Annotated in this window: 14 protein-coding genes; 11 read left to right on the top strand and 3 right to left on the bottom strand. The window is 60.8% G+C overall.

Annotated features, from left to right (window positions below):
- Positions 1-30 precede the first annotated feature (30 nt).
- The 7 genes from rfbB to E4P01_RS14090 are packed head-to-tail and all read left to right on the top strand — an operon-like array spanning position 31 to position 7,101.
- Positions 31-1,113 carry a dTDP-glucose 4,6-dehydratase gene (gene rfbB / locus E4P01_RS14120; RefSeq protein WP_216090601.1) on the top strand — a complete coding sequence of 361 codons (1,083 nt, stop codon included), beginning with the start codon at positions 31-33 and terminating at the stop codon, positions 1,111-1,113.
- Positions 1,110-1,985 (top strand): glucose-1-phosphate thymidylyltransferase RfbA, encoded by an 876-nt coding sequence (gene rfbA / locus E4P01_RS14115; protein WP_005783860.1) that lies wholly within the window; start codon positions 1,110-1,112, stop codon positions 1,983-1,985. The genes rfbB and rfbA overlap by 4 nt, the downstream gene beginning before the upstream one ends.
- Positions 1,982-2,527: a dTDP-4-dehydrorhamnose 3,5-epimerase gene (gene rfbC / locus E4P01_RS14110; RefSeq protein ID WP_216090600.1), complete on the top strand. Its 546-nt coding sequence runs from the start codon at positions 1,982-1,984 to the stop codon at positions 2,525-2,527. The genes rfbA and rfbC overlap by 4 nt, the downstream gene beginning before the upstream one ends.
- Positions 2,524-3,393 carry a dTDP-4-dehydrorhamnose reductase gene (rfbD, locus tag E4P01_RS14105; RefSeq protein WP_148853126.1) on the top strand — a complete coding sequence of 290 codons (870 nt, stop codon included), beginning with the start codon at positions 2,524-2,526 and terminating at the stop codon, positions 3,391-3,393. Before rfbC ends, rfbD begins: the two co-directional genes overlap by 4 nt.
- 36 nt (positions 3,394-3,429) lie before the next feature.
- Entirely contained in the window at positions 3,430-5,238 is a 1,809-nt protein-coding gene (locus E4P01_RS14100) for an ATP-binding protein (RefSeq protein WP_032878392.1), read from the top strand.
- Positions 5,235-6,620, top strand: a complete 1,386-nt coding sequence (locus tag E4P01_RS14095) for a sigma-54 dependent transcriptional regulator (protein WP_032878393.1) — start codon at positions 5,235-5,237, stop codon at positions 6,618-6,620. Before E4P01_RS14100 ends, E4P01_RS14095 begins: the two co-directional genes overlap by 4 nt.
- Before the next feature lie 25 nt (positions 6,621-6,645).
- Positions 6,646-7,101, top strand: a complete 456-nt coding sequence (locus E4P01_RS14090; protein WP_032878395.1) for a thioesterase domain-containing protein — start codon at positions 6,646-6,648, stop codon at positions 7,099-7,101.
- Positions 7,102-7,229: 128 nt separating this feature from the next.
- Here E4P01_RS14090 and cysQ read toward each other — a convergent pair whose 3' ends face one another.
- The gene (gene cysQ, locus E4P01_RS14085; RefSeq protein WP_005783847.1) at positions 7,230-8,066 is read right to left on the bottom strand and encodes a 3'(2'),5'-bisphosphate nucleotidase CysQ; all 837 of its coding nucleotides are present in this window, start codon (positions 8,064-8,066) and stop codon (positions 7,230-7,232) included.
- A complete protein-coding gene (nudE, locus tag E4P01_RS14080; protein WP_005783845.1) occupies positions 8,063-8,629 on the bottom strand; it encodes an ADP compounds hydrolase NudE in 567 nt (188 codons plus the stop codon). The genes cysQ and nudE overlap by 4 nt, the downstream gene beginning before the upstream one ends.
- 87 nt (positions 8,630-8,716) lie before the next feature.
- Here nudE and yrfG point away from each other — a divergent pair, with 87 nt between their 5' ends.
- Complete coding sequence (gene yrfG, locus E4P01_RS14075; protein ID WP_078820044.1) at positions 8,717-9,379, top strand: GMP/IMP nucleotidase; 663 nt, start codon at positions 8,717-8,719, stop codon at positions 9,377-9,379.
- Between the two features lie 108 nt (positions 9,380-9,487).
- Here yrfG and lysM read toward each other — a convergent pair whose 3' ends face one another.
- Positions 9,488-9,928, bottom strand: coding sequence for a peptidoglycan-binding protein LysM (gene lysM / locus E4P01_RS14070; protein ID WP_078820043.1), 441 nt, complete (start codon positions 9,926-9,928; stop codon positions 9,488-9,490).
- Positions 9,929-10,171: 243 nt separating this feature from the next.
- On the opposite strand from lysM, the gene fdhD reads away from it, so the two are divergent.
- From fdhD to E4P01_RS14055, 3 genes are all read left to right on the top strand, one after another.
- Positions 10,172-11,011, top strand: coding sequence for a formate dehydrogenase accessory sulfurtransferase FdhD (fdhD, locus tag E4P01_RS14065; protein WP_216090599.1), 840 nt, complete (start codon positions 10,172-10,174; stop codon positions 11,009-11,011).
- On the top strand, positions 11,008-13,356 hold the full coding sequence (locus E4P01_RS14060; protein WP_032878400.1) for an FdhF/YdeP family oxidoreductase: 2,349 nt from the start codon (positions 11,008-11,010) through the stop codon (positions 13,354-13,356). The genes fdhD and E4P01_RS14060 overlap by 4 nt, the downstream gene beginning before the upstream one ends.
- 258 nt (positions 13,357-13,614) lie before the next feature.
- Entirely contained in the window at positions 13,615-14,100 is a 486-nt protein-coding gene (locus E4P01_RS14055) for a glycine zipper domain-containing protein (protein ID WP_005783837.1), read from the top strand.
- Positions 14,101-14,165 lie beyond the last annotated feature (65 nt).

Below are 14,165 nucleotides of genomic sequence, written 5' to 3'. Positions count from 1 at the left end.
AATGTCCATCTAAGGAAAGGGCCCTCCGATATGCGCATTCTCGTTACTGGCGGCGCTGGCTTTATCGGCTCAGCCCTGATCCGCTATTTGATTCAAGATACCGAACATGAAGTGCTCAATCTGGACAAGCTCACCTATGCCGGCAACCTTGAATCGCTGACCAGCATCGCGTCCAACAGCCGCTATGAGTTTGTCCAGGCCGATATCATCGACCAGGCCGCCGTCAGCACCGTACTCGCACGCTTTGAACCTGATGCGATCATGCACTTGGCGGCCGAATCCCACGTTGACCGCTCCATTGACGGTCCGTCGGATTTTATCCAGACCAACATCGTCGGCACCTACAGCCTGCTGGAAGCCACACGGGCTTACTGGCAGAAGCTGGCAGAACCGGCCAAAAGCGCGTTCCGCTTCCACCACATTTCCACTGACGAAGTGTATGGCGACCTGCACGGCGTAGACGACCTCTTCACCGAAACCACGCCTTACGCGCCCAGCTCTCCCTACTCCGCGAGCAAGGCGGCATCCGACCACCTGGTACGCGCCTGGCAGCGTACATACGGCCTGCCGATACTGCTGACCAATTGCTCGAACAACTACGGGCCATTCCACTTCCCCGAAAAATTGATCCCGCTGGTTATTCTCAACGCCTTGGCGGGCAAGCCACTGCCTGTCTACGGCGATGGTTTGCAGGTACGTGACTGGCTGTTCGTCGAGGATCATGCCCGTGCACTGCTCAAAGTAGTGACCACTGGCGTTGTGGGCGAGACCTACAACATCGGCGGTCATAACGAGCAGAAGAACATCGACGTGGTTCGTGGCATTTGCGGCCTGCTGGAAGAGCTGGCGCCGCAGCGCCCCGCCGGCGTGGAAAAATTCACTGACCTGATCACCTTCGTCAAGGATCGCCCTGGCCACGACCAGCGCTACGCCATCGACGCCAGCAAGATCGAACGCGAACTGGGCTGGGTCCCGGAAGAAACCTTTGAGACCGGCCTGCGCAAAACCGTACAGTGGTACCTCGATAACCTGGAATGGTGCCGCAGGGTCCAGGACGGTAGTTATCAGGGCGAACGATTGGGCAACACCGACTTGAAGGATCTAATCGCATGATGAAGGGCATCGTATTGGCTGGCGGCTCCGGCACCCGCTTGCACCCCATTACTCTGGGAGTGTCCAAACAGCTGTTGCCGGTGTACGACAAACCCATGATCTACTACCCGATATCCGTGCTGATGCTTGCCGGGATCAAGGACATCCTGGTGATCTCCACGCCGGTAGACTTGCCACAGTACCGAAACCTGCTGGGAGATGGCAGCCAGTTTGGCGTGCATTTCACCTATGCCGAACAGCCGTCTCCAGACGGGTTGGCTCAAGCATTTATCATTGGCGAAGAGTTCATCGGTGATGACGCCGTGTGCCTGATTCTGGGGGACAACATCTTCCACGGCCAACATTTTAGTGATCAATTACGCACTGCAGCCGAGCGTTCATCGGGCGCTACGGTATTCGGCTACTGGGTAAAAGACCCGGAGCGCTTCGGTGTGATTGATTTCGACAAAGAGGGCCGCGCCCTGTCCATCGAAGAAAAACCGGCGAAGCCCAAGTCACCCTATGCCGTCACCGGCCTGTATTTCTACGATAACGACGTGATCAAGATCGCCAAGGCCGTCAAGCCTTCGCCGCGCGGCGAGTTGGAAATCACCGACGTCAACAACGCCTATCTTCAGCGCGGCGACCTGCATGTAGAACGCTTCGGTCGCGGCTTTGCCTGGCTCGACACCGGCACCCATGACAGCCTGCTGGAGGCCTCGACTTACGTGCAGACCATCGAGCACCGCCAGGGCTTGAAAGTGGCTTGCCTGGAAGAGATCGCCTACGAAAACGGCTGGATCGACCGCGACTATCTGCTGGAACGCGCCAAATACTTCGGCAAGACCGGCTATGGCCAGTACCTGTATTCCCTCGCCGGAGAGACCCAGTGAACATAGTTGAAACCACACTACCTGGCGTGCTGATCCTTGAGCCAAAGGTATTCGGTGACGAGCGCGGTTTCTTCTACGAAAGCTTCAACGCCCGCGCTTTTGAAGCAGCTACCGGGCTCAAGCGTGATTTTGTGCAGGATAACCACTCGCGCTCGCAAAAAGGCGTACTGCGGGGCTTGCACTATCAGCTTGAGCACACTCAAGGCAAGCTGGTGCGTGTCACTCACGGCGAAGTGCTGGATGTAGCCGTCGACATCCGTCGCAGCTCCCCAAACTTCGGACACTGGGTGGGTGTACGCCTGTCGGCACAGAACCATCGTCAATTGTGGGTGCCGGAAGGTTTTGCGCATGGTTTCGTGGTGTTGAGCGACCACGCAGAGTTCCTGTACAAAACCACCGATTACTACCAGCCAAGCGCCGAGCGCAGCATTCTCTGGAATGACCCAACGCTGGCTATCGACTGGGAGCTGGTCGAGCCGCCGCAATTGTCTGCCAAAGACCAGGTCGGAAAACTGCTGATGGAAGCCGACCTGTTCCCATGAAAATATTAATCACCGGCCAACACGGCCAAGTCTCCCTGGAGCTGCAACAGCGGCTCCAGGGTCTTGGCGAACTCGTCATCCTGGGCCGCGACCAGCTTGACCTGGCCGACGCTGACCTCATCCGCCAACAGGTACGCGCCCACCGCCCTGGCCTGATCATCAACGCGGCAGCCCACACGGCCGTCGATCTGGCCGAGAGCGAACCGGACGCAGCCTTTGCGATCAACGCCATCGCCCCCGGCATCCTCGCCGAGGAAGCCAAGGCACTGGGCATCCCGCTGATTCATTACTCGACCGACTACGTGTTCGATGGCAGCAAACCTGCCCCTTACATCGAAAGCGACACGCCGAACCCATTGGGTGTCTATGGTCAGAGCAAACTGGCGGGTGAACAGGCGATTGCTGCCGTGGGTGGCGAACACCTGATCTTGCGCACCAGTTGGGTGTATTCGAGCCATGGCAAGAATTTCCTGCTGACCATGCAGCGCCTGCTGCAGGAAAAACCGCAGATGCGCATCGTCGCCGACCAGATCGGTGCGCCGACCTGGGCCGGGACCATCGCCAGCAGCACCCGCGCGCTGATTCAGCAGTGGCAGGCTGGCAAGGCCGGGGACTGGGGGGTTTACCACCTCACCGCACAAGGTGAGACCTCGTGGTTCGGCTTTGCCCAAGCCATTGGCGAGCAATTGCGGATCGAAGGCAAAGCCTGCGCCGAACTGGAGCCGATCCCTTCCAGTGCCTACCCCACCCCCGCCAAGCGCCCGCTGAACTCGCGCCTGGATTGCTCGCGTCTGCAACAGCAATGGCACGTCAGCCAGCCCCATTGGCAAGATGCATTGCACGAGTGTCTTGCCAAGCAGCACTAGGCATAATGCGCCTGTACCCACAGGCGCACACTCCCCATGACTCCACCCCTTCCGCGAAGACCCCGCTGGCGCAGCCTCGCCCTGCTGGCATTGTGCTTGGCACCGCTGCTGTGGCCGCTGGAGCATTTGGCCGAGCGCTACTACCGCAGCGAATTGGCCGGGCAAAACCGCCAGACTCTCGACCTGTATGTCGCCAACCTGTTGGGCACCCTGCACCGCTATGAAGTGTTGCCGCAAATCCTCGGCGATTTGCCGGCCCTGCGCATCGCCCTGGACGCACCTCACGTCAGTACCAACCTGGCCAATGCCAACCTGCTGCTCAAGGATGTCGCCGCCCAGGCGGGCGTGGAAGTGATGTACCTGATGGACACCACCGGCAAGACCCTTGCCGCTTCCAACTGGGACAAACAAGACAGCTTCGTCGGGCGCAATTTCTCCTTTCGCCCCTATTTCAGCGAAGCCATGGCCGGGCGCCTGGGTCGGTTTTTCGGCCTGGGCACCACCTCAGCCAAGCGCGGCTACTTCTTCGCCGCCGCGGTGCGTGACGGCGACACCATCATCGGCGTGCTGGTGGTCAAGGTCGACCTTGATCACACCGAAAGCCTGTGGGGCAATACCCCGGAACAACTGCTGGTCACCGACCACAACGGCGTGGTGATCCTCACCTCGCGCCCGCAATGGCGTTTCCGCGCCACGCGGCCACTGACCGCCGAAGAGCGCCAGGCCATCATCGCCATACAGCCCTACCCCACCCGTGACCCGCAGCCGCTGAGCCTGAGCAGCAGCGCCTGGCTGCGCCAATCCACCGCCATCGCCGAAACCGGCTGGAATGTGGAAATCCTGGCGCCACGCTCGCTGATCAACCGTCCGGTGCGCACGGTTGTCGCCGTGGGCGGTGCCACGTTGTTGGTGCTGATGCTGTTGCTGGGATTGTTGATGCAGCGCCGTCGGCACTACCTGGAACGCATCGCCTTCGAAGCCAAGGCCCGCCGTGAGCTGGAAATGCGCGTGGCCGAGCGTACCAGCGACCTGGAGGGCCTGAACCGGCGCCTGAAACAGGAAGTGCTGGAGCGCGAACACGCCCAGCAGGAACTGGTGCGCGCCCAGGACGACCTGGTCCAGGCCGGTAAACTCTCGGCCCTGGGCACCATGTCGGCGAGTATCAGCCATGAGCTGAACCAACCGTTGGCGGCGATTCGCAGCTATGCAGAAAACGCCGAAATCCTCCTCGACCATGAGCGCACCAGCGATGCCCGCGGCAACCTCAAACTGATCAGCGAGCTGACCGGGCGCATGGCCTCGATCATCGCCCATTTGCGTGCATTCGCTCGCCGTGATCGTCACGCGCCGGAGAGCGTAGCCTTGCAACCGGCCCTGGACGACGCCCTGGCGTTGCTGGCCAAGCGGCGGCGCTCGATGGAAGTGGAATTGATCCGCGACCTGCCGGAAGCAACCCTATGGGTGCAGGCCGGTGAAACCCGCCTGCGCCAGGTACTGGGTAACTTGCTGGCCAACGCCCTGGACGCCCTCACTGAAAAAGGCCCGCCGCGCAAACTCTGGCTGAGTGCCGAAACCACGCCCCAGGGCGTCAACCTGTACATTCGCGACAACGGCCCAGGCTTTTGCATGGAAGCCCTGGGCCGCGCCAGCGAGCCGTTCTACACCACCAAGACGCGCACCCAGGGCCTGGGCTTGGGCCTGGCAATCTGCGACACCCTGATGCGCGCCTTTGGTGGCGAACTGCTGTTCGCCAACCACAAGGAAGGCGGCGCGCTGTTAACCTTGAAATTGCGTGCCGGCTCGCCGGGCGTCAGTCTGCAACCGTCCGAGGACCGCAGTGTATGAGCATCGACAACCAGATTCAGGTGGTGTTGATCGACGACGATCCACACCTGCGTCAAGCCCTGTGCCAAACCCTGGACCTGGCCGGACTCAAAGTCCTGCCCCTGGGCGAAGCCACCGGCCTCACCGCACGCCTGTCCCGCGACTGGCCTGGAGTGGTGGTCAGCGACATCCGTATGCCCGGCATGGACGGCCTGGAGCTGCTGGCCGAACTGCATGGCCAGGACCCGGACCTGCCGGTGCTGCTGATCACCGGCCACGGCGACGTACCGTTGGCGGTGCAGGCCATGCGTGCCGGCGCGTATGACTTCCTCGAAAAACCCTTCGCCAGCGACGCACTGCTCGACAGCGTGCGCCGCGCCCTGGCCTTGCGTCGCCTGGTGCTGGACAACCGCAGCCTGCGCCTGGCCCTCAGCGATCGTCAGCAACTGAGCACGCGCCTGGTGGGGCACTCCCCGCAAATGTTGCGCCTGCGCGAGCAGATTGGCGCCTTGGCCGCGACCAAGGCCGATGTGCTGATCCTGGGCGAAACCGGTGCTGGCAAAGAAGTCGTCGCCCGCGCCCTGCATGACCTTTCAAGCCGCCGCAGTGGCCCATTTGTGGCGATCAACGCCGGGGCGCTGGCCGAATCGGTGGTAGAAAGCGAACTGTTCGGCCATGAGCCGGGGGCGTTCACCGGCGCGCAGAAACGCCGCATCGGCAAGTTCGAGTTCGCCAATGGCGGCACGCTGTTTCTCGATGAAATCGAAAGCATGAGCCTGGATGTGCAGGTCAAGTTGCTGCGCCTGTTGCAGGAGCGCGTGGTGGAGCGCTTGGGCGGCAATCAGCTGATTCCGCTGGATATCCGCATTATCGCCGCCACCAAGGAAGACCTGCGCCAAGCCGCCGACCAGGGCCGTTTCCGTGCCGACTTGTATTACCGCCTCAACGTCGCACCGCTACGCATCCCGCCTCTGCGCGAGCGTGGTGAAGATGCATTGATGCTGTTCCAGCACTTCGCCGACGAGGCCAGCAGCCGCCACGGCCTGCCCCTGCATGAGCTGCAACCGGGCCAACGCGCGCTGTTATTGCGCCACAGCTGGCCGGGCAATGTGCGGGAACTGCAAAACGCCGCTGAGCGTTTCGCCCTGGGCCTGGAGTTGGCGCTCGATAGCGCCCAGGACAATCCCGCCGCGGGCGTGCTGACGTCCACGCCCGGCGGCTTGAGCGAGCAAGTCGAGCAGTTCGAAAAAAGCTTGATCGCCGCCGAACTCACCCGCCCTCACAGCTCCGTGCGCAGCCTCGCCGAAGCGTTGGGCGTGCCGCGCAAGACCTTGCACGACAAGTTACGCAAACACGGTCTGAACTTCGCCGACAGCACCAGCCACAGCGCCGACGACGAATGAACCCGCCTACCACCAAGAGACCGCTATGAGCCGCGACAGCCGTTACCTGGAAGCCGTCCTTCACCACGACATTCCCCTCACCCGGGAGATGGGTCTCAAGGTGCTCGACTGGCGACACGACCAACTGCAGCTGCACCTGCCCTTGCAAGCCAATATCAACCACAAAAGCACCATGTTCGGTGGCAGCCTCTACTGTGGCGCCGTACTGGCAGGCTGGGGTTGGCTGCACCTGAAGCTGCGCGAAGCGGGGATAGAAGACGGTCATATCGTGATTCAGGAAGGGCAGATCAGCTATCCGCTGCCGGTGACGCAGGATGCAACGGCCATTTGCGCGGCGCCGGAAGAAAAAGTGTGGAAGCGTTTCCTGGCGACGTACAAGCGTTATGGACGGGCGCGGTTGGCGCTGGAGACATGGATTGTGAATGAAGGCAGTGAGGAGCGTGCAGTGGCCTTTACCGGCCAGTACGTCCTGCACCGCTAGCAGCCATTACATAAAATAAAAGTGGGAGCTGGCTTGCCTGCGATAGCGGTGGATCAGCCAATACCTGTATGACTGACACTCCGTCATCGCGGGCAAGCGATGCTCCCACATTTTGCTCTGCAGTGATCTTAAGATCTGGCCAGGGTCAACAGGCGCTCACGCCATGCGGCCTTGGCTGGCAGCGCCAGAAAGAACGGGTTCAATAGCGATTCCCGCGCCGGGTAGCTGAACGGCTGACCATTCAACTCCAACACTTCACCTCCCGCGCCTTCCAGTACGCCCTGTGCCGCAGCGGTATCCCACTGTGAGGTCGGTGCCAGGCGCGGATAGCAGTCAGCACTGCCTTCGGCCAGCAGGCAAAACTTCAACGAGCTGCCGATATTCGCCAGCTTCAGCGCGCCCAAACCTTCGCTCAAGCCATCCAGCAGGCGTTCCTGCTCAGGGCTGGTATGCCGACGACTGGCGACCACAGTAAAGGCTTCGCCCACGGCCGGGGTCTGGCGTACCTGGATCTGCTTGGGTGCGGCCTTCACATCTGAACGCCATGCCCCAAGGCCCGCGCCACCGAAGTAGCAACGGCCAGTGGTCGGCATCGACACTACGCCGAACACCACGCGGCCCTGTTCGATCAAGGCAATATTGACAGTGAATTCTTCGCTGCCGGAAATGAATTCCTTGGTGCCATCCAATGGGTCCACCAGCCACCAGCGCTGCCACTGGGCACGCACGCTCAGATCGATATCGGCGTCTTCTTCGGAGAGTACCGGAATACTCGGATCGAGCGCGGTCAGGCCCGCGAGAATCAGATGGTGAGCGGCCAGATCGGCAGCCGTCACCGGCGAATCATCCGCTTTGGAGGTCACGGCTACATTGGCGCGCCAGTAGGGCAGGATAGCTTCGCCGGCCTGGCGGGCCAGCTCAATCACGGGGGCGATAAACGGGTGGCCTAAAAACAGTTCGCTCATGCGTTGAACGCTCCACGCTGGGTCAACAGATCGCGTACCAGGTACAGCGCGGCAAGCGCTCGGCCCTCGCTGAATTGCTCGTTTTGCGCAAGCGCAGAAAGCTCCCGCAGGTTGACCCTGTCCACGCGCATCGGCTCAGGCTCATCGCCCTCCAGGCGCTCTTCGTAAAGGTCGGTGGCCAGTACTACCTGAATTTTCTGGCTCATATAGCCCGGCGATAACGACAGCTCGGTGATGTGCTCCAACTGCCGTGCGCCATAGCCAGCTTCTTCCTTGAGCTCGCGGTCCGCCGCCGCCAGCACGTCCTCGCCGGGCTCGATCAAACCTTTGGGCAAGGACAATTCATATTCGTCAGTGCCACCGCAGTATTCTTCGACCAGCAATGCATGATCCTCGTCGATCATCGCCACAATCATCACCGCGCCGTAGCCCGCGCCGCGCCCCACCAGGCGCTCGTAGGTCCGTTCAACGCCATTGGAAAAGCGCAACTGCACTTCCTCCACGCGGAACAAACGGCTACTGGCGACTATTTCGCGGGCGAGGACGGTGGGTTTCTGGCGCATAAGCGGCTCCTTGGCGTGATCGGGTTACTATACCGTGGCTTTTCCGATTGTCTGTGTCGGATATCTTTACTTACATGAGAACGCACCATGCCCTCTTTGCCCTGGCACGCCATCGACACCGTCCTGCTGGACATGGACGGCACCCTGCTCGACCTGCATTACGACAACCATTTCTGGATGGAACATCTGCCCCACCGATACGCCGAACTGCACGGCGTGAGCCGGGCCATGGCCGAAATGGAGTTGCAGCCGTTGTTTGAGCGTAACGCCGGACAGTTGCAATGGTATTGCCTGGATTTCTGGAGCACTGAACTGGCGATCCCGGTGCGCGAACTCAAGTTGGAAACCGCCCACCTGATCGCCCTGCGCCCGGATGCCGATACTTTTCTGAAGGCGATCAAACAGGCCGGCAAGCGCGTGATCATGATCACCAACGCTCATCGTGATTCGCTGTCATTGAAGTTGGAACGCATTGAACTGGCGCCGTATTTCGAGCGATTGATCAGCTCCCATGACTACGGTTTTCCCAAGGAAAACCCACAGTTCTGGGAAGCGTTGCAAGCCGATATCCACTTTGACCCGGCCCGTAGTCTGTTTATCGACGACACCTTGCCGATCCTGCGCAGTGCCCGGGATTTCGGCGTGGGGCATTTGCTGGCAGTCAAAGAGCCCGATAGCAAGAAAGGCCCGAAGGACACCGCAGAATTCGCGGCTGTCGGGGATTACCGAGATCTCATTGTCGGGCTCTAAACCCATGTGGGAGGGGGCTTGCTCCCGATAGCGGTGTATCAGCCAAGTATCAGGTGACTGAACCACCGCCATCGGGAGCAAGCCCCCTCCCACATTTTGTCCTGCGTATTACTCAGGGATACGCAGTGTCTGGCCTGGATAGATTTTGTCCGGGTGCGACAGCAGCGGCTTGTTAGCCTCGAAAATCTTGTTGTACTGGTTGGCGTTACCGTACACCGCGAGAGAAATCGCGCTGAGTGTGTCGCCCTTTTTCACCACGACGAAGCGAGCCGCGGCAACTGCAGGGCCGGTGACAGTGATCTGGTCATCTACGCTTGCCACGCCGGCAATGTTGCCCAGTGCCAAAAGGATCTTTTCTTTCTCTTCCTGGCTCGCCACTTCACCAGTCACAGTGACCTTGTCGCCGTCCACCGTGGTCTGCACGTTTGGATTACCCAGGCCCACCTTGCTCACATGTTCCTTCAGCTGCTCACTGGCGTTCGCATTACCCGGCGTCAACAGGTCGACAATCTTTTCGCCGGCTTCTTTGATAAAGCTAAAAATACTCATGGTGCGCTCTCCTTGGGATTTAATTTCCAGATGCCCAAGACTAGACCAGTCCAGCAGACTTGGGTTCCAAACCGGCTAAAGACTCAAAAGTATCCAGATCCGCCGTCCCTGGAATAAGCCCCCGGCGAAATGGGCGGGAACCTTGATCGACGCCATCTATCAATACATCAATACTGGCAATTAGACGCGACCCTTTGTCGCGCCTAGTCTGAACACTGATCAATCCGTCGGTGGTACTGCCCCATGAACGCCAAGCGCCCAACCTGCGCGGCGCCCGCCCTTGAAACGCCCGCGCCCGCCGCCAGCCAGAGCTACCAATACTGCAATCTTGAACACACTGAAGTCGGCAGCACTGCGTTGGCCGAAGAGGTGGCGTTGGCCATTGCCTATAACGATATCAGTCAGGCTGTCATGTTGGTCACACCGACTGATCTTGAGGATTTTATCGTCGGCTTCAGCCTCGGCAGCGGCATTATTGCCGACGTTAGCGATATTTATGATCTCAAAATCAGCGGCGCGGGCTCCGCTCAGTATGCTCAGGTACAGATTTCCAGCCGCGCCTTCTGGAGTCTCAAGCAGCAGCGCCGCCAATTAGCGGGCACCAGCGGCTGCGGCCTGTGCGGTGTAGAAGCGGTTGAGCAGGCCCTGCCCGACCTTCAAGTGCTGCCCGGCGCGCCCTTGCCGCCAGCGCAATGGCTCGACGGCCTGCGCCAGCGCATCAGTGCGTTCCAACCGTTGGGCCAGTACAGCGGTGCAGTGCACGCAGCGGTGTTTATGAACGATCAAGGCGAATTGCTGTTGGGCCGTGAAGACATCGGCCGGCATAACGCCTTGGATAAATTGATCGGCGCGTTGATCCGCCAAAAGATTCAGACCGACGGCGGCCTGGCGATTGTTACCAGCCGCTGCAGCCTTGAATTGATCCAGAAAGTCTTGCGTGCAGGCATCCAAACCCTGGTCAGCCTGTCGTCGCCCACCGGCCTGGCCTTGCAATGGGCGCGCCGGCATAACCTCAATCTCATCCACCTGCCGCAGAAAAGCGCGCCACGGGTCTACAGCCCAGCGATGGAGCACCAGCCATGAGCCTTCACCACCAAGCCGACCAAACCCCGACTCCGCGCTACAAGCCTTATAAAGGCCCGGCCGGCGGCTGGGGCGCCCTGATCAGCGTGGCGCAAGCCTGGCTGACCAGCGATAACGCGCTTAAAAACCTGCGCATGATGCTCAAGACCAACCAGAACGGCGGCTTCGACTGCCCGGGCTGCGCCTGGGGCGACTCGCCGGAAAGCGGCATGGTCAAGTTCTGCGAAAACGGCGCCAAGGCGGTCAACTGGGAAGCCACCAAGCGCCGCGTCGATGCAGCCTTCTTCGCCAAGCACAGCGTCACGGCATTGCTGGAGCAAAGCGACTATTGGCTGGAATACCAGGGCCGCCTGACCGAGCCGATGCGCTATGACGCACAAACCGACCGCTACACCCCCATCAGCTGGGATGCGGCATTTGACTTGGTCGGCAAGCACCTCAACGCGTTACCCAGCCCGAACATGGCCGAGTTCTACACCTCGGGTCGCGCCAGCAACGAAGCCGCCTACCTGTATCAGCTGTTTGTGCGCGCCTACGGCACCAACAATTTCCCGGACTGCTCGAACATGTGCCACGAAGCCAGCGGCGTAGCCCTGGCGCAGAGTGTGGGCGTGGGCAAAGGCACCGTGACCTTTGACGACTTCGAACATGCCGACGCTATTTTCGTCTGGGGCCAGAACCCCGGCACCAACCACCCGCGCATGCTTGAACCGTTGCGCGAAGCGGTGAAGCGCGGTGCCCAGGTGGTGTGCATCAACCCCCTGAAAGAGCGCGGCCTGGAGCGCTTCCAGCACCCGCAACATCCGCTCGAAATGCTCACTAACGGCGACAAGCCGACCAACACTGCCTACTTCCGCCCGGCCCTGGGCGGCGACATGGCGATTCTGCGCGGCATGGCCAAGTTCCTGCTGCTGTGGGAACGCCAAGCGCTGGCCGAAGGCAAGGAAGCGGTATTCGACCATGACTTTCTCAATGAGCACACCGCAAACGTTTTGGAGTATCTGGGCCAGATCGACGACACCTCATGGGAAGAAATCGTCGAGCAATCCGGCCTGACCCTGGTCGAGATCGAGCAAGCGGCGCGCATGTACGCCAAAGGCAAGAACGTGATCATGTGCTGGGCAATGGGGATTACCCAGCACCGTCACTCGGTGCCGACCATCCAGGAAATCGCCAACCTGATGCTACTGCGTGGCAATATCGGCCGCCCTGGTGCCGGCCTGTGCCCCGTGCGCGGTCACAGCAACGTGCAGGGCGATCGAACCATGGGCATCAACGAGCGCCCACCGGTGGCGTTCCTTGACGCGCTGGAGCGTCGTTTCCAGTTTCAGGTGCCGCGAGACAATGGTCACAACGTGGTGGAAGCGATTCACGCCATGCTCGAAGGCCGCTCCAAGGTGTTTATCGGCCTGGGCGGCAACTTCGCCCAAGCCACGCCAGACAGCCCGCGTACCTTCGAAGCCCTGCGCAATTGCGACCTCACCGTGCAAATCAGCACCAAGCTCAACCGCAGCCACCTGATGCACGGTAAAGACGCACTGATCCTGCCGTGCCTGGGCCGTACTGATATCGACATCCAGGCCGACGGCCCGCAAGCGGTGACGGTGGAAGATTCGTTCAGCATGGTCCATGGCTCCAATGGCCAACTGCAACCGCTGTCGGCGCTGATGAAATCCGAGCCCGCGATCCTGGCCGGAATTGCCGCCGCCACCCTGGGCAGCACACCGGTGGACTGGAACTGGCTGGTAGCCGACTACGGGCGCATCCGCGACCTGATCGCCGACACCATCCCGGGCTTCAAGGATTTCAACGAACGCATCAAGCACCCAGGTGGTTTTTACCTTGGCAACTCGGCCGGTGCACGTCGCTGGAACACGCCGTCGGGCCGCGCCAATTTCCGCCCTAACATCCTGCCCAAAGACCTGATCCACGAACGCACCCACGCCACGGGCCGGGTACCAGACCTGATCATGCAGTCGATGCGCTCCCACGATCAGTACAACACCACTATTTACGGCCTGGACGACCGTTACCGTGGCGTCAAGGGCCAGCGTGACGTGCTGTTCGTCAACGAAGCCGACATCATCCGCCTGGGCTTCAAGCCAGGGCAGAAGGCCGACATTGTGTCGCTGTGGGAGGACGGCCGTGAGCGCCGGGTGAAGGGCTTTACCTTGCTGGCGTTTGATATTCCGGCCGGACAGGCGGCGGCGTACTACCCGGAAGTGAACCCACTGGTGCCGTTGGAAAGCACCGGCGACGGCAGCCATACGCCAACGTCGAAGTTCGTCGCAATTCGTCTGGAGGCGGCGAGTGATACTGGGTTGATCATGGCGCGCTCGGCCTGACCCGGGATCTTTGTTGTTTGAATGACCGCTTTCGAGGCCCGCACAATCTCTACATATTCTACGGGCACAAAAAAGGCCGCTTTTGCATAAAAGCGGCCGTTCCGAAGTAACTAGAGACCTGTAAAAACAACTTAAGTTCCCCATACAAAACAGCAACTTAGCAAATTGTATACAACCTCTGCCGCCGGTCGGATTTCGATTGTCAGCGGCTCGATACAACCTCAGGATCGCGCCGTCATCCCCTTGAGGTTTCCCTGAATGAAGTTCTCCTCGATTCTCTTGTTGTCCCTTGGCCTGGTCAGTGGCGCAGCCATGGCCGGTGGCACCACCGAAGCCGGTGTAGGCGGCGCATTGGGCGGGGTTCTAGGTTCTGTTGTCGGCCAGCAGCTGGGCGGCAATACCGGTTCGACCATCGGCGCGGCCCTGGGCGGCGCGGGTGGTAGTGCGGTCGGCGCCGACAAGCGCAGCCGTGGCGAAGCCGCCATTGGCGGCGCACTGGGCGCAGCTGGCGGCAACGTCGTGGGCCGCAGTGTCGGCGGCAGTACCGGCGCACTGATCGGCTCGGCGGCCGGCGGTGGCGCGGGCGGTGCACTGGGCAACTACATGGGTAACGAAAGTGACCGCGACGACCGCCGTTATCGCGACCGCGACCGTGACGACCGTCGCTACTACCGCGATGGCCATCCAGGCCGTGGTCATGCCTATGGGCATCGCAAGAACAAGCACCACTACCGTCATCGGTAAGCTCTGAAGAGCACCTCAGTAATAATGTGGGAGGAGCAAGCCCCCTCCCACATGGGGTGCCGCAA

It is taken from the genome of Pseudomonas sp. NCIMB 10586 (assembly GCF_023127895.1).
Taxonomy (GTDB): Bacteria; Pseudomonadota; Gammaproteobacteria; order Pseudomonadales; family Pseudomonadaceae; genus Aquipseudomonas; species Aquipseudomonas synxantha_A.
Note: the sequence above shows the minus strand (reverse complement) of the source record. Positions and strands in the feature narration are given on the sequence as shown.